Here is a 15,604-nt window from a genome sequence, read left to right as displayed (position 1 = left end):
TCCCCAATCGATAAGGCTGGCGTGCATCGCACACGCCAGCCCGTTAAGTCACGACGCTATCGGCTACTCACTAGTCGCTACGCGCTGGCGTCGCGGTCTGAGCAGATGCGGCTTTCACAACCGGTTCAGTCCATCCACCGCCCAATGCACGATAGAGGTCGACCGCGTTGTTCATGCGCGAAAGCTGGATCTTGACGAGATTCTGCTGTGCATCGTAGAGCGAGCGCTGATTGACGAGTACATCCACGTAACCGTCCACGCCTTGTCGATAACGCTTGCTCGACAGATCGTAGGCCGACTGGCTCGCCGCAACCAGCTCGCGCTGGGCGCTTTCCTCCTGCGCCCAGGTTGCGCGTCCGTCCAGCGCATCGGAGACCTCGCGAAAAGCCGTCTGTATCGACTTCTGATAGTTCGCCACCGCGATATCGCGGTTGACCTTCGCGACTTCGAGATTCGCGCTATTGCGCCCGTAGTCGAAAATCGGCATCGTAATCGACGGGCCGAACGACCACGCTGCGCTGCCCGGATCGAACAGGTCGCGCAGCGACGCGCTCGCGGTGCCGCCACTCGCAGTCAGCGTGATGCGCGGGAAAAACGCTGCCCGTGCAGCGCCAATATTCGCGTTCTGCGACAGCAACTGATGCTCGGCCGACATGACGTCGGGGCGGCGCGTCAGCAAATCGGACGGCAGACCGGCGGGCAAGTCTTCGTCGAGCTTGACCGACGCGAACGCTTCGGGCGCGACCAGGTCGGCGCCAAGCGGCGCGCCAACCAGCAGCGTCAGCGCATTGACGTCCTGGCGAACCTGGCGGTCATACTGCGCAAGATTGACTTCCGCGGTATGCACGGTGGTCTGCGCCTGACGCAGGTCGAGCAACGACGCCGTGCCGTTGCGATAGCCCGATTCCGTGATCTTCAGCGACGCCTGCTGGCTGGCCAGCGTGTTTGCCGTGAGGACTTTCAGATCCTGATCGGCTTGCAGCGTGAGCCAGCTGTTCGCCACTTCGGCGATCAGGCTGATCTGCGTGGCCTTGCGCGTTTCGGCCGTGGCCAGGTAGCTCTGAAGCGCCTGCTCCGACAAGCTGCGCACGCGGCCAAACAGATCCACTTCGTAAGACGCGGTGCCACCCACGTTGTAAGCGTGCGTCACGCCTGCCTGCCCCGTGGGCGAAACGTCCGCGGGCATGCGCTCGATCGTGCCGCCCGCGCTCGCCGACAGCGACGGCAGCAAATCGGCACGCTGGATGCGGTATTGCGCGCGCGCCGATTCGATGTTGAGGATCGCCACGCGCAGGTCGCGGTTGTTTTCCAGCGCCATGCCGATCAGCGCCTGCAAACGCGCATCGGTGTAGTAGTCGCGCCAGTCGATGTCCGCCGCCACGGGGCCCTTTACTTCCGCCTGCGCTTGCGTGGATGCATCGTAATGCGACGCAACGGCAGGATCGGGCCGGTGGTAGGCGGGAATCATGGTGCAGCCTGTCGCCAGCAAAATCGCCGGCAATATCGCGAGTTTCAACGACTTCATGCATCCACCTCTTCATTCAACTCGCTGTCTTCGGACTGGGCTTTCCTGCGACGCGCAAAGAAGCCCGTGACCATGACATAGAACATCGGCACAAAGAAAATCGCGAGGAACGTCGCCGTCATCATGCCGCCCACCACGCCGGTGCCGACTGAATGCTGGCTGCCCGAACCCGCGCCGTGCGAGATCGCCAGTGGCAACACCCCCAGCACGAACGCCATCGAGGTCATGATGATCGGTCGCAACCGCATCCGTGCTGCGTGCACGGCAGCCTGCGCGAGCGGCATGCCTTCCCGCTCGTACAGATCCTTCGCGAACTCGACAATCAGGATCGCGTTCTTTGCGGACAACCCAACGGTAGTGAGCAAGCCCACCTGGAAGAACACGTCATTGGTCAGGCCGCGGAAATACGTCGCGGCGACGGCGCCAATCACGCCCAGCGGCACGACCATCAGCACCGACAACGGAACCGTCCAGCTCTCGTACAACGCGGCAAGGCAAAGGAACACGATCAGCAGTGACAGCACGTACAGCGCAGGCGCCTGCGAACCCGACATCTGTTCCTCATACGACAGCCCGGTGACCGCGACGGTGTAGCCCTTCGGCAACTGCGCAGCGATCTTATGCACTTCCGCCATCGCTTCGCCCGAGCTATGCCCCGCTGCCGGTTGACCCTGCAGTTCGACGGCGGAAATACCGTTGTAGCGTTCGAGCTTGGGCGAGCCGAATTCCCAATGGCTGCTTGCCACCGCGGAGAACGGCACCATCTGGCTCTGGCCGTTGCGCACATACCAGCGGTTCAGGTCTTCCGGGCTCATCCGCGAAGCGGGATTGCCCTGCACATAGACCTTCTTCACCCGGCCGCGATCCACGAAGTCATTCACATATTGCGAACCCCACGCGGCCGTCATCGTGTCGTTGATGTCCGCGATGCTCACGTTGAGCGCGCGCGCCTTTTCATCGTCGATATCGACGTGGAATTGCGGCTCATCGTTCATGCCGTTCGGGCGGACGTTCATCAACAGCGGATTCCCGCGCGCGAGTTGCAGGAACTGGTCGCGAACCGCCATCAGCGCAGCATGGCCATTGCCCGTGTTGTCCTGCAGATAGATGTCGAAACCCTGCGCATTGCCGAGTTCGAGCACAGCCGGCGGCACAATGGGAATGACGATGCCATCCTGGATCTTCGAGAAAGCGCCGTACGAACGCTGCGCCAGTTCGAACACACTGGTGCCCGAGCCCTTGCGCTCTTCCGAAGGCTTGAGGCTCACGAATGCCAGCGCCGAATTCTGGCCGCGTCCCGCGAAGTTAAAGCCATTCACGGTAAAGACGCTCTCGACAACGCCCGATTCGTTCTTCAGCAGATAGTCGCGCACCCTGGTCAGCACGTCTTCCGTGCGTTCCGCCGAAGCGTTACCCGGCATCTGCACCTGCACGAACATCACGCCCTGGTCTTCTTCCGGCAGGAACGCAGTGGGAATGCGCGTGAACAGCGCGCCCATGCTCACCACAATCGCCGCATAGATCAGCAGGTAACGCCCCTTCTTGCCGAGAATCGAGGCCACCGCGCCTTCATAGCGCGCGGCGCCGCAATCGAACTTGCGGTTGAACCAGCCGAAAAAGCCCTTCTTTTCGTGGTGATCCGCGCTGACCGGCTTGAGGATCGTTGCACACAACGCCGGCGTGAAGACCAGCGCCACCAGCACAGACAGCGCCATGGCCGAAACAATCGTGATCGAGAACTGGCGATAGATCACGCCGGTCGATCCGCCAAAAAAGGCCATCGGCAGGAACACGGCGGACAGCACCATCGCGATGCCGACCAGCGCGCCCTGGATCTGCCCCATCGACTTCTTCGTGGCTTCCTTCGGGCTCAGGCCTTCTTCGGCCATCACGCGCTCGACGTTCTCGACCACGACGATCGCATCGTCCACCAGCAGGCCAATGGCGAGCACCATGCCGAACATCGTCAGAGTATTGATCGTGAAACCACACGCAGCCAGCACCCCGAATGTGCCGAGCAGCACGACGGGCACGGCCAGCGTCGGGATCAGCGTCGCACGGATGTTCTGCAAGAACAGGAACATCACGAGAAACACCAGCACGATGCCTTCAAGCAGCGTCTTCACCACTTCATGAATCGATGCCTGAACCACGGGCGACGTATCGTACGGAATCACGATCTTCACGCCTGGCGGCAACAGCGGCTCCTGTTCCTTGAGCAGCTTCTTGACCGACTGCACGGTCTCCAGCAGATTCGCCCCCGTAGCGAGGCGCAGCGCGATACCCGCCGACGGCTTGCCGTTATACAGGCTCGAAATCGAGTAATTTTCCGGGCCGAGGCTCACGGTCGCGACATCGCCCAGGCGCACCTGGGAGCCATCGGTGTTGACCTTGACGAGAATATTGCGGAACTCGTCGGCGGTACGCAGGCGCACCTTGCCGATCACCGTGGCGTTCAACTGCACGCCGCCGCGCGCGGGCAGCCCGCCCAGTTGCCCCGACGAAACCTGCACGTTCTGCGACTGGATCGCGCTGGTGACGTCCTGCGGCGTAAGCGAATAGCTGTCGAGTTTCGCCGGGTCGAGCCAGATACGCATCGCGTACTGCGAGCCCATCAGCAGGTAATCGCCGACCCCCTTGGTGCGCAGGATCGGATCCTGCAAATTCGAAGCGAGGTAATTGCCGAGGTCGCCGCTCGACATCTTGCCGTCTTCCGAAACCAGCGCCGCCACCATCATGAAGTTGATCTGGTACTTCACGACGCGAATACCCTGCTGCTGCACTTCCTGCGGCAACAGCGGCGTGGCGAGCGACAGCTTGTTCTGCACCTGCACCTGGGCGATGTCGGGATTGGTGCCCTGGTCGAAGGTCGCGATGATCGTCATGCTGCCGTCGGAATCGCTCTCCGACGACATGTAGCGAAGACCGTCCAGGCCGTTGAGCTGCTGCTCGATGGGCTGGACGACGGTATCCTGCACCGTCTGCGCGGACGCACCGGGATAGGTCACCGTGATCGACACCGCAGGTGCGGCGATATTCGGATACTGGTTGATCGGCAGCCCGCGAATCGCCAGGTAGCCCGCCAGCATGATGATGATGGCGACCACCCACGCAAACACGGGGCGTTTGATAAAGAACTGGGACATGTCCGCTCCGCCTAGCTACCGTTGGCCTGTGCGGCGGGAGATACATTCAGGCTCAGGTCGACATGGACGTTCGAAGCGGGCTTCGCGACGACCTTCATGCCAGGCTGGATACGCTGCACGCCTTCAGTCACGACGCGATCGCCTGCCTGGAGCCCCTTGTTCACCAGCCAGGTGTTGCCGATCGTGCGATCGACCACGATGGGCTTCTGCTGCACGGTGTTGTCGGCGTTCACCACCCAGACCACCGCCTGGCCGGTCGTATCGCGCGACAGGCCCTGCTGCGGCACCAGCACGGCCCCGTTGCGCGTGCCTTCGTCGAGCGACGCGTGCACGAACATGCCGGGCAGCAGGTCATGGTCGGGATTCGGAAATTCCGCGCGCACGGTGACCGATCCTGTGCCTTCATCGACCGTGACTTCGGAAAATTTCAGCGCGCCCGGACGGGCGTAGACCGTGCCGTCTTCGAGCGCGAGGTTCACGCTCGCATCGCCCGAACCGGTCGTGTGCAACTGGCCGCTCTTGAGCTCGCCGCGCAGGCGCAGCATCTCAGCCGAGGACTGCGTGACGTCCACATAGATGGGGTCGAGTTGCGTGATCACGGCCAGCGCCTGCGCCTGGCCGCTCGTCACGAGCGCGCCCTCCGTAATGGACGACCGGCCGATGCGCCCGGAAATAGGTGCATAAACACGGGTGTAATCCAGGTTGACCTTCGCCGTTTCCACGTCCGCCTGTGCCTGCCGGTACGCCGACACGGCGTCGTCGTATTGCTGCCGGCTCACGGCGTTGTCCGCCACGAGTCGCGAATCGCGGTCGGCCAGGTTCTTCGCCGACAGCAGCACGGCTTGTGCCTTGTCATACGCGGCGCGATAAGGCGCGTCGTCGATCTGGTAAAGCTGCTGCCCCTGCTGGACGTCTGCACCTTCCGTGAAGAGCCGCTTTTTTATGACGCCATTGACCTGCGGGCGAACTTCGGCCACACGACAAGGGTTGGTGCGGCCCGGCAGACGCGCCGCGAGCGTGACCGACTGCGCGGTCAACGTCACGACACCCACTTCGGGCGTCGTTGCCACTGCCGCCTGTTCCTTTTCGCAACCGGCGAGCGCAAACACACTCGCCACAGCACAGGCGACCAGGACGGTATGTTTTGCAAACGCGACACGCTCTCGTCGGGCGGCTCTGCGCTCCCTTTTCATTTCGCTATCCATATTAATTTCATCGACTCCGTGCGTCTTCTCGGGCGTTCTGGCTACGACTATTGCGGAAATTACCCGGCTCCCCAGGCCATCGCAGGCTCAGGGAAGGTTGCTCGAACAAATATTCAACGAGTGTTGAATTGAGCGCATGATAGGGGGTGGCTGGCGAGGATGTCAACTGGCACAACGCCAGGACGCGGTCGATGCGATGTCTTTTTACGAGGCGATGTCGCGCCTTGGCGGCCAGATGTTGACAGTTGCGCGCCGTTCGTCCAGAATCGCAATATTCAACACGTGTTGAATATTGCGATTCGAACCGATGCCGGTACGATCGTTCACTATGGTTGGGGATTCTGGTGGATCAACTCGAATCGATACGCACCTTCCTGGAAGTCGTGCGTTCGGGCAGTGTCGCTGGCGCAGCAACGAAGCTAGCCGCCAATAGCGTGGTGCTGGGCCGGCATGTGAAGGCGCTGGAAACGCAACTCGGCGCGCGGTTGTTTTCACGCAGCACGCGCAGCATGTCGCTGACGGAAGTCGGACAGGCGTATTTCGAGCGTGTGCTCAAGATAGTCAATGACCTGGATGAATGCGAGCAGTCGCTTGCCACCCTCGCGCAGCAGCCTGCGGGCAATCTGCGCATCGTTGCCCCTTCGTTTTTTTCGTATCGGCATCTGGCAACGCATCTGCACCGCTACAACTGTCGATACCCGCGCGTGCGCATCGCGCTCGACCTGGTCGACCAGCCGTTCGACCTGATCAATGACGGCTACGACGTCGCACTCCTCGCATCGGCGAGCATCGCTTCGAATAGTGCAATCGCGCGGCGGCTATGGGACGACCAACTGGTCGCGTGCGCCTCGCCTGCGTATCTCGAACGGTGCGGCACGCCCACGCATCCTCAGGATCTGGCCAGTCACACGCACATTGCCATGGGAACGCGGCACGTTCCGACGCGCACCCTGTCGCTCGTGGGGCCCGAGGGGAGCTTTGAACTCGAACATAAACCCGCGATGTTCGTCGACAACCTCGACGCGCTGATACAGATGATCAAAGTGGGGATGGGGATTGGTCTCGTTCCCCTGAAGATCGCGCACGAAGTTTTTGCGCAAGGCGACTTGACCGTGGTGCTGCCCGACTATGCGACGCCGCCGGTCTCCATCAGCATCGTCTATCCGAGCAGGGAGCACTTGCCCGCCAAGGTGCGGACGTTCATCGACTTTCTCGTGGAGTCGGCGGAACATGCTGGCGCGAACGTGCGCCCTGACGCTTTAAACGGCTGCGTACCATCGCGACGCGATGAACCCGCCGTACGCCCTACGCGAAAGCGGTTGCCGGACGGCCAGCACGCAAAGGTCAGCGAAAAATTCCGAACGCAATCTCCAGCACGGATTGCTTGAATGCGTCCGGGTTCTCCGGCAACGCCGAGAATTTCGAAAGCACGTGGCTATATGAGACCGCGCTGCTGATTGCATTCACCATCATGTAATGCATGATGTCGGGATCGTGAGCCTTGATCTTGCCCGCCTCCGTCGCATCGACAAGCAGCGGCACGAACGCTTCACGATACGGCAGCATCAGCCGTTCGATCAGCAGGTTCAGGCGCTCGCCCTGTTCGGTCGTCGCCGTCGAGAAGAACATGCCGATATAGCGATCCTCGAACAGATGATCGATAAACAGCATCAACGCCTGCTTGATGCGCTCGCGCGGCGAGTGGCGCGAATGCTGTAGCTGCCTGGTGGACTCGATCAAGGGCGCCAGTTGCTCTGACAGTTGCTCGACAACCGCCTTCCACAAGCCCTCTTTCGAACCGAAGTGATGCGACATCAATGCAGGATCGACTCCGGCCAGCCGGGCGATCTCGCGCACGCTGGTGCCCTCATAGCCCTGGGTCGCGAAGATCTGGCGCGCGCCACGCAGCAGCGACTCGAAGCCTGTCAGCGCGCTACCGGTCGGGCGTCCGCGCGCACGCTTCACAGCAGGGCGTCGCGGGTTCTTGCTGGAATCAGGCATCGCTTTTCTTGATCGTTGGTTTTCCACTGCCGGGCAGTATACCAAGCGGCGATTTACGGACGCCTGGGGGAAAAGCCAGTGTAAGCAGGCTGCTGGACACGCCGGTTCTTTAGCCGAGCATCTCCAGATATCGCTCGATTGCCCCCCACGCTCCTTCGATCCGGTTGATTACGACCAGCTCCGATTTTGGGCTGTGGTTGCCCAGTTTCCGGTAGACCACATTCGGCACCGCGATCCGGCTCACCGGTTCGGGCGCGATCGCCAGACCAAGTCCCGCCGCCGTCAACGCCAGCGCGGAAAGCGTGCTGCCCATCGTGTACTGGATGCGCGGCTCCTTGCCGAGCATCTGGCGCAGGATCGAACGTTGAGCCGCGTCGGCGCCATCGGCGGCGTAGACGATGAACGGCTCGTCTGCGATGGCAGCGAGGCTCACCGAGCGCCGCTTCGCGAGGGGATGATGCACGCTCATCGCGACCTCCCATGCCCAGCGCCCGACCGTGCGCACGGCCAGCCTCGCATCGAAGTCCGTACCGAACGCCGGGCAATAACCAATATCGAGGCGGCCCTCAATAATCGCCTCCTGCTGCGCAGCCGGGGCCAGTTCGCTCAGTTCCAGCGCGACATCAGGACATGCCGCGTGAAACGCCGCCAGATCGCTGGACAGCCGCCCTGACGCCAGCGCATTGCCAACGAAGCCGATGCGCACGACGCCGGTCTCGCCGCGAGCCGCACGCTGGATCACGTTCTTCGCGCGCTCGGCCTGGTCGAGCGTACGTTGTGCCTCGACAACCAGCAGGCGGCCCGCGTCAGTCAGCGCCACCCTGCGCGTGCTGCGCTCGAACAGCGCCGTGCCCAGCTCATCTTCAAGCGCACGGATCTGCGCACTGAGCGCGGGCTGGACGATGTGGAGACGCTGCGCCGCGCGACCGAAATGTCCTTCTTCGGCGACGGCCAGGAAGTAGCGTAAATGACGAAGATCCATGAAATCGATTAATCACCAAAAACGATTAATCCTGAAATTTAACCTATTGGACTGAAAAATCAAGCACTCCCATACTGGACTGCACCATACCGCGCACCGGCGCATCCTCAAAGGAGTCGAATCATGTCCCGACGCAATCGCATCGACGTTCACCAGCACATCGTCCCGCCATTCTGGGCCGAAGCGCTGCCCTCGCATGGCGGGGATCCTTCGGGCTGGAAATGCCCCGACTGGAGCGTAGAAGGTGCGCTCGCCTTCATGGACGCGCAGGAAATCGCAACGGGCGTGCTCTCCCTCACCGCACCGGGCGTGAAAGGCTGGAGCGGCCAGGAACGGCGCGATATCGCCCGCAAGGTCAATGAATTCACGGCTGGCGTCGTGGCCCGCCATCCGGCGCGATTCGGCAACTTTGCGACCCTGCCGCTGCCCGACGTCGATGGCTCCCTGACGGAAATCAGCCACGCGTACGACGCGCTGAAAGTCGATGGCGTCGTACTCCTTAGCAATTACGATGGCACCTATCTCGGCGACCCGACATTCGAACCCGTCTGGGCCGAACTCGACCGCCGCCACGCAATCGTGTTCATCCACCCCTCAATGCCGCCGATCTCGCAAATGAAAGGGATGCCTGGCCCGATGCTCGACTATCCGTTCGATACGACGCGCACCGCGGCGCACCTCATGCTCAACGGCGTGGTCACGCGCTACCCGAACGTGCGCATCATCCTCTCGCACGCAGGCGGCTTCCTGCCCTACGCCGCACTCCGTATCGCCGAAATCTCGGCGATTACCCGTGACGACGTGCCGTCCGCGCAAGGCATTCTCGACCTGATGCGGACGTTCTACTTCGATACCGCCCTGTCGTCCCCTTCGGCGCTGCCGAGCCTCGCTGCATTCGCGAAGCCTGATCGCATTCTGTTCGGCAGCGACTTTCCATACGCACCGGCGCCAGTCAGCGGCAAATTTACGGCGAAGCAGGACGAGAGCACCGTGCTGGACGCACGCCTGCACGAGTCGATCAATCGCAACAATGCCCTTGCGCTGTTCCCCCGCCTCGCCGCGCTGTAAAACCGCGGTCTTACGACCGGCGAGTCAGTAGCGCGAAAGACGCACATCGGCTTCGATGTGCGTCTTTTTGCCATTCAGCCTCAGATAGCATCAGCGCCGGTGCCGCCGCGCTTGCGCCGATAAAGCAGCTGGCCGCGCGAAATGCCGAGCAGTGCCGCAGCGCGCGACATATTCCCCTGCGACTGGGCGATGGCTACTTCGACCATGGTGTTTTCCATCTGGTCGAGCGTGAGCCCGCGCTCCTTCATCCATTGCGCGACCACCTCGTCGAGCGAACGCGACGAAAGCGGCATGGCGTCACCCTCGCTTTGCGGCGCCCGGAAACTGTCGTTCGCAGCCCCCGCCGATGGACGCTTCAGCTCCTTCATGAGCACCACATGCACGGCATCGAGCGCACGACCGTCTTCAGCGAGAATGACGGCGCGCTCCACGACATTCGAAAGCTCACGGATATTGCCCGGCCAGGAATAGCCGAGCAGCATGGCCATCGCCTCCGGCGTCAGGCCGTGCACATCGCGACCGTAGGCGTTGGCGAAGCGAAACATGAAACGCTCGATCAGGACGGGCAGGTCTTCCTTGCGCTGACGCAGCGGCGGAATCTCGATCGGAAACACATGCAGGCGGAAAAACAGGTCTTCACGGAAATGTCCTGCCCGAACGGCTTCCCAAAGGTCTTCGTTTGTCGCCGCGACGATGCGCACATTGGCCTGCCGCGCGACGCCACTGCCGAGCCGCTCGAACTGCCCGGTCTCCAGCACGCGCAACAGCTTGCCTTGCGCAACGAGCGGGAGCGTCGCCACCTCGTCGAGAAATAGCGTGCCGTTTTCAGCGAGTTCGAAGCGCCCGGCGCGGGCGGCGTCCGCACCGGTGAATGCGCCGCGCTCCACGCCAAAGAGCTCCGACTCCATCAAGGTTTCAGGAATCGTTGCGCAATTGATCGCCACGAAAGGCCCGCTGCTGCGGTGGCTCTGCTCATGCAGCAAACGCGCGAAGGTACTTTTGCCGACCCCGCTCTCGCCCAGCAGCAGCACCGTCGCACCGGTCTGCGCGACGCGGTTGATCTTGCCCACCGCGGCTTGATAGGCGGGCGACAGGCCAACGATATCCGCGCGGCTTTTCGACTGCTCGAAGGCTTCGAGCGCGCTTTTCTGGCGACCCGCCTGGGCACTTTGAGTGCGCGTGGACGCGGGCGCTTCGGCAAAGACCGGCGCCTTGAGAAATTGCAGGTCGGCTTCTGCATCGTTCCATTCGCTCGCGGGGCGCGCAATCACGCGACAGGCGTCGAAGCCCGTCGCCCGGCATTCGACCTCGCGCACGACAATCAGCTTGCCCATGCAGGCGCTCAGGTAGCCGCTCGCGTAACCGGTCTCCAGCCAGCAGACGGGCGCGGTCTGCATGCCCTCGGCGTTCGCGTGATGCTCGTCTTCGAACGAGTGCTTCCAGAAAAATTCGAGCGAACAGCGCCCCTTCGCAACATCGACATCGGAACTGATCATCTCGACTAACGCGACGCCCTGCAACGCATGCAACTGCCCGCCGCGCGCCAGCAGGTCGAAGATGCTTTGTTCGACGGAGTGCAATTGCAGTGCAAGCTGTGCGTCGCGCGTCCCTGTCGAGAAACCGATGCGCGTGAGCAACGTGCGGGCAGTCTGGCTTCCGAGCGATGCAATCAATTCGCTGCGTAAATCGCTAAGCGACGCGGTGTGCATGAGCACCATGCGCTGCTCGCCCAGTGTGATTTCCGCACGTTCGGGCCGAAAGCGTAGCTTCTCCCGAATCGGTGCGATATCCGGGAAAGCCGGACTGTCGTATGCGTTGTTCACGGTTGTCTCCGAGTTCTCTTTTCTGTCTTTCTGCTGGCCAGGGCGCATGCAGAGCCACCAGAATTTTTCAGTTGCCGTCTATTTTTTGACACCGGCTGCGAATTTTCAAGCGCAGCGTTCGAGCCGTGAATTTGCTGCACCACGCGGCGCGGCATGCCCGACTTTCAGCCAACCCGCAGCGCCACAGCGTTCCACCTCGCAAATCGGCCCGCGTGCGATGCAACATCGGCAAGCTGGCACGACCATTGCATTAGATGCTGCGCCGCGATGCTCTCGCACCGCCGCAAAAAAATCAATCAACAGGAGACATCATGTCGGAGCTTTCAAGCCTCGGATACGTCGTGTTCAGCGTGAGCGATCTCGCACGATGGGAAGACTTTGCCGCTGGCATTCTCGGACTCATGCCCGGCCGCCGCTCGCCAGGCATGCTCGGGCTGCGCATGGACGAACTCGCGCAACGCATCCTGCTCGTCGAAGGCCATGACGACGATATCGCCGCCGCGGGCTGGCAGTTCGACACGCGCGACGACCTCAATGCCTACATCGAAAAACTCGCTGCACGAGGCATCGCCGTGCGGGAGGGCGACCGCGAGCTGGCCGAAAGCCGCCAGGCCGAATGCCTGTACGTCTGCGACGATCCCAATGGCTTCACCCACGAGTTCTTTTTCGGGCCGACGCACGCGCCCATCTCCACGCCCTTCCATTCGCCGCTGCTCAAGGGGCCGGGCTTCGAAACGGGCCGCCTGGGGATGGGCCATATCCTGCCGGTCGCACGCAACTACGCGCAATCACTGGAGTTCTACCGCCACGTGCTGGGCCTGCGCGTGAGCGACACGATCCGCGATTCGCATACGGTGCCCGGCGCCACGGTCGACGCCACGTTCTTCCACACCCGCACCGGCCGCCATCACTCGCTCGCGACCATGGCCATGCCGTTCCCCAGGCGCCTGCATCACGTGCTCGTGCAGGTGCAGGACATGGACGACGTCGGCATGGCCTACGACCGCTGCGTCAAGGCGGGACTGCGTATTCACGCGGGCCTCGGCCATCACCCGAACGACCGCATGTTCTCGTTCTACGTGGAGACCCCGTCTGGCTTCGGGCTGGAATACGGCTACGGCGGCATTGTCATCGACGATAACGCGTGGGAGGTCAAGAACTACAGCCAGTTGAGCGACTGGGGTCACCGGCCTCAGCCTGCTTCACACTAGATTCGCGCGCCATGCACTGGAAGGTGCCTGTTTCATTCGATTTGGATTACTAATCATGCAGCTAGAGACCCAAACCAGCGCCCTGCTCGCGGCCAGCAGCACGTCCGCCACAGCCGATGCCTTCAGGGCGGGCATGCGCCGTCTCGCGGGCGGCGTGTGCGTCCTCACCTCCGAGCTGGACGGCCTGCCGGTCGGCCTCACGGCCACCGCCGTCACGTCGCTCAGCGCGGAGCCACCGCGCCTGCTCGCCTGCGTCAACCGCAAGGTCTTCGCGCATGCGGCTTTCGAGCGTACCCGCACGCTCTGCGTGAACGTGCTTGCAGCAGAGGACGCATCGATCGCCATGCGCTTCGCGGGCATGGTGCCGGAGGTGAGCGGCGCGCAACGATTTACGCAGGGCGAGTGGCATGGATCGCCGCCGATGCTGACCAGCGCGCTGACAAGCTTCGCCTGTCGCGTAGTCGAGATCGTCGCGGCCCATAGCCACTCGATCCTGATTTGCGAAGTCGATCGCATCGCCATGAACGATGCGGAAACTTCGCCGCTCGTCTACGCGCAAGGTCAGTTCGGACACTTCAGCAGCATCAACTAGACACCCGGAGACAAAACATGAACGCCCTCACCGATACGCTTCAGGAACCCACCGTCGCCGAACTGGTGGAACGCGCACGCGCCATGATTCCGGCGCTGCGCGCCACTGCCGCCGATGTCGAAAAAGCACGCAGCGTGCCGAAGGAAACCATCGAAGCCTTCAAGCAGGCGGGTTTCTTCAAGATCCTCCAGCCGCGCCGCTGGGGCGGCTGGGAAATGAATCCCGCCGTCTTTTCAAAGGTGCTCATGGAACTGGGCCGTGGCTGCCCGTCGAGCGCCTGGAACATGATGATCCTCGGCGTCCATCAGTGGGAATTCGGCCTGTTCGACGAGCGCGCCGCCCATGACATGTGGGCCGACGACAACACCGTGCTGGTGGCATCGTCGTATGCGCCCTTCGGCAAGTGCCGTCCCGTGGACGGCGGCTGGATGCTCAGCGGCGAATGGAAGACGTCGAGCGGCTGCGACCACGCACAGGGCGGCGCGATTCTCGGCGCGTTCTGGCTCGACGACGAAGGCAATCGCCGCGACTACCGTTCGTTCCTGGTGTCGCGCAGCGACTACGAGATCATCGACGACTGGCATGTCGTGGGCCTCGCGGGCACGGGCAGCAAGAGCGTGCGCATCAAAGGCGAAGCCTTCATTCCCGACTATCGTTCGCACAGCATCGTCGACTACCGCAAGACCGAACGCGGCACCGCGTACCTCCATCCATTCAATCAGGTCTTCTATTCGGCGGTATCGTCGGTGATCGTGGGCTACGCGCGCGGCATGATCGATCTCTACATCGAACAGATGGCGCCGCGCCAGAACATCGTCGGGCCGGCGGGCGCCGCCGCGCAGAATCCTTATGTGAAGGACAAGCTCGGCAACGCGATGCTGCTGGTGCGCTCGGCCCAGGCGCGCCTCGCGCAGGTCTTCGCCGAAGCCCAGGCCCACGTAGAACGCGGCGAACTCGTGCCGCTGCACGATCGCGTGTTTCACTTCCTCGAAATCCAGCGCTGCGGCAAGGACTGTCTCGACGCCTCGACGATGCTCTGGAAGAAACTCAGCGCGCGCGCCATCTGGTTGAACAACCCCGTGCAACTGTGGATGCGCACGATGCTCGTCGCCGCGAATCACATCACGCAGAACGAGGACGACAACGCAGGCGTGCTGGGCGGCTATCTGCTCGGCCAGGGCGTGCCGCCGTTCATCTACGGCTTGCCCGAAGAAGCCGCCGCGTGCGCGGGAGCGCAGGCATGACGCTCGACGCCACCACCCTCGACGCGCTGGGCGAGCGCCTCTACACCGCCTGGCACGCGCGCGAGGCGATCGAGCCACTCACACAGACGCACGCGCAAATGACGATCGAGGATGCGTACCACGTCCAGCAGCGCTTCGTCGCGCATCGAATCAAGCGTGGCGAGCGCATCGTCGGCAAGAAGATCGGCGTGACCAGCGACGCGGTGATGTCGATGCTCGGCGTGAACCAGCCGGATTTTGGCCAGTTGCTCGACGGCATGATTCGCGACGACGGCACGTCGATCGACTCGAAAACGCTGATCCAGCCGAAAGCAGAAGCCGAGATCGCCTTCGTGCTCAAGCGCGAATTGCGCGGGCCTGGTATCAGCGCCGCCGATGTGATCGCCGCGACTGAAGGCGTCATGGCCTGCTTCGAGATCGTCGATTCGCGCATTCGCGACTGGAAGATCCGCATTCAGGACACCGTCGCCGACAACGCCTCGTGCGGCCTCTTCGTACTCGGCGAACGTCTGGTCGATCCACGCACGCTGGACTTGCGCACCTGCGGCATGGTGCTCGAAAAGAACGGCGCGGTCGTGGCCACCGGCGCAGGAGCCGCAACCATGGGCTCGCCCGTGGTCGCCGTGGCGTGGCTGGCCAACGCACTGGGGCGGCTCGGTACGGCGCTGGAGGCTGGCTCGGTGATTCTTTCGGGCGCGCTGGGCGCAATGGCGCCAGTCGCCGCAGGCGATAACCTGCGCGCGACGATTGGCGGCCTGGGCGGCTGCTCGATCCGCTTTGACTGAGGCGTCATCCCCCCGTTTGTTA

Annotated in this window: 12 protein-coding genes; 6 read left to right on the top strand and 6 right to left on the bottom strand. The window is 62.7% G+C overall.

The features are described 5' to 3' along the window. Window positions 1–70: 70 nt before the first annotated feature. The 3 genes from BBA01S_RS28580 to BBA01S_RS28570 are packed head-to-tail and all read right to left on the bottom strand — an operon-like array spanning window position 71 to window position 5,741. Window positions 71–1,525: an efflux transporter outer membrane subunit gene (locus BBA01S_RS28580; protein WP_027819438.1), complete on the bottom strand. Its 1,455-nt coding sequence runs from the start codon at window positions 1,523–1,525 to the stop codon at window positions 71–73. Continuing rightward, window positions 1,522–4,671 carry an efflux RND transporter permease subunit gene (locus tag BBA01S_RS28575; protein WP_027819437.1) on the bottom strand — a complete coding sequence of 1,050 codons (3,150 nt, stop codon included), beginning with the start codon at window positions 4,669–4,671 and terminating at the stop codon, window positions 1,522–1,524. The genes BBA01S_RS28580 and BBA01S_RS28575 overlap by 4 nt, the downstream gene beginning before the upstream one ends. Before the next feature lie 11 nt (window positions 4,672–4,682). Next, a complete protein-coding gene (locus BBA01S_RS28570) occupies window positions 4,683–5,741 on the bottom strand; it encodes an efflux RND transporter periplasmic adaptor subunit (RefSeq protein ID WP_281177004.1) in 1,059 nt (352 codons plus the stop codon). Window positions 5,742–6,220: 479 nt separating this feature from the next. Here BBA01S_RS28570 and BBA01S_RS43160 point away from each other — a divergent pair, with 479 nt between their 5' ends. Then, complete coding sequence (locus BBA01S_RS43160) at window positions 6,221–7,264, top strand: LysR family transcriptional regulator (RefSeq protein ID WP_167336050.1); 1,044 nt, start codon at window positions 6,221–6,223, stop codon at window positions 7,262–7,264. On the opposite strand, the gene BBA01S_RS28555 is transcribed toward BBA01S_RS43160, so the two are convergent. Together BBA01S_RS28555 and BBA01S_RS28550 are read right to left on the bottom strand one after the other, a co-directional pair. Further along, a complete protein-coding gene (locus BBA01S_RS28555; protein WP_027819435.1) occupies window positions 7,221–7,877 on the bottom strand; it encodes a TetR/AcrR family transcriptional regulator in 657 nt (218 codons plus the stop codon). The two genes, BBA01S_RS43160 and BBA01S_RS28555, sit on opposite strands and share 44 nt — an antisense overlap. Window positions 7,878–7,986: 109 nt before the next feature. Continuing rightward, the gene (locus tag BBA01S_RS28550) at window positions 7,987–8,859 is read right to left on the bottom strand and encodes a LysR substrate-binding domain-containing protein (protein ID WP_027819434.1); all 873 of its coding nucleotides are present in this window, start codon (window positions 8,857–8,859) and stop codon (window positions 7,987–7,989) included. A gap of 123 nt (window positions 8,860–8,982) precedes the next feature. Between BBA01S_RS28550 and BBA01S_RS28545 the strand changes: the two genes are divergently transcribed. Next, window positions 8,983–9,927, top strand: a complete 945-nt coding sequence (locus BBA01S_RS28545; protein ID WP_027819433.1) for an amidohydrolase family protein — start codon at window positions 8,983–8,985, stop codon at window positions 9,925–9,927. An 80-nt stretch (window positions 9,928–10,007) separates the two neighbouring features. Here BBA01S_RS28545 and BBA01S_RS28540 read toward each other — a convergent pair whose 3' ends face one another. Then, window positions 10,008–11,750: a sigma-54-dependent Fis family transcriptional regulator gene (locus tag BBA01S_RS28540; RefSeq protein WP_052391928.1), complete on the bottom strand. Its 1,743-nt coding sequence runs from the start codon at window positions 11,748–11,750 to the stop codon at window positions 10,008–10,010. Between the two features lie 311 nt (window positions 11,751–12,061). Here BBA01S_RS28540 and BBA01S_RS28535 point away from each other — a divergent pair, with 311 nt between their 5' ends. From BBA01S_RS28535 to dmpE, 4 genes are read left to right on the top strand one after another with little or no spacing between them, the layout of a single operon-like run. Further along, window positions 12,062–12,961, top strand: a complete 900-nt coding sequence (locus BBA01S_RS28535; RefSeq protein ID WP_027819431.1) for a VOC family protein — start codon at window positions 12,062–12,064, stop codon at window positions 12,959–12,961. Window positions 12,962–13,016: 55 nt separating this feature from the next. Continuing rightward, on the top strand, window positions 13,017–13,553 hold the full coding sequence (locus tag BBA01S_RS43155) for a flavin reductase family protein (protein ID WP_052391927.1): 537 nt from the start codon (window positions 13,017–13,019) through the stop codon (window positions 13,551–13,553). A gap of 17 nt (window positions 13,554–13,570) precedes the next feature. Further along, entirely contained in the window at window positions 13,571–14,797 is a 1,227-nt protein-coding gene (locus BBA01S_RS43150; protein ID WP_042298045.1) for an acyl-CoA dehydrogenase family protein, read from the top strand. Next, window positions 14,794–15,582 carry a 2-oxopent-4-enoate hydratase gene (dmpE, locus tag BBA01S_RS28520; RefSeq protein WP_027819430.1) on the top strand — a complete coding sequence of 263 codons (789 nt, stop codon included), beginning with the start codon at window positions 14,794–14,796 and terminating at the stop codon, window positions 15,580–15,582. Before BBA01S_RS43150 ends, dmpE begins: the two co-directional genes overlap by 4 nt. Window positions 15,583–15,604: the final 22 nt, after the last annotated feature.

The sequence above is a fragment of the Paraburkholderia bannensis NBRC 103871 genome, assembly GCF_000685015.1.
GTDB lineage: Bacteria > Pseudomonadota > Gammaproteobacteria > Burkholderiales > Burkholderiaceae > Paraburkholderia > Paraburkholderia bannensis.
Note: the sequence above shows the minus strand (reverse complement) of the source record. Positions and strands in the feature narration are given on the sequence as shown.

Coding starts and splice junctions, on each gene's coding strand:
- BBA01S_RS28580 (WP_027819438.1), bottom strand. CDS start 1,525: ATGAAGTCGTTGAAACTCGCGATATTGCCGGCGATTTTGCTGGCGACA.
- BBA01S_RS28575 (WP_027819437.1), bottom strand. CDS start 4,671: ATGTCCCAGTTCTTTATCAAACGCCCCGTGTTTGCGTGGGTGGTCGCC.
- BBA01S_RS28555 (WP_027819435.1), bottom strand. CDS start 7,877: ATGCCTGATTCCAGCAAGAACCCGCGACGCCCTGCTGTGAAGCGTGCG.
- BBA01S_RS28550 (WP_027819434.1), bottom strand. CDS start 8,859: ATGGATCTTCGTCATTTACGCTACTTCCTGGCCGTCGCCGAAGAAGGA.
- BBA01S_RS28545 (WP_027819433.1), top strand. CDS start 8,983: ATGTCCCGACGCAATCGCATCGACGTTCACCAGCACATCGTCCCGCCA.
- BBA01S_RS28535 (WP_027819431.1), top strand. CDS start 12,062: ATGTCGGAGCTTTCAAGCCTCGGATACGTCGTGTTCAGCGTGAGCGAT.
- BBA01S_RS43155 (WP_052391927.1), top strand. CDS start 13,017: ATGCAGCTAGAGACCCAAACCAGCGCCCTGCTCGCGGCCAGCAGCACG.
- BBA01S_RS43150 (WP_042298045.1), top strand. CDS start 13,571: ATGAACGCCCTCACCGATACGCTTCAGGAACCCACCGTCGCCGAACTG.
- dmpE (WP_027819430.1), top strand. CDS start 14,794: ATGACGCTCGACGCCACCACCCTCGACGCGCTGGGCGAGCGCCTCTAC.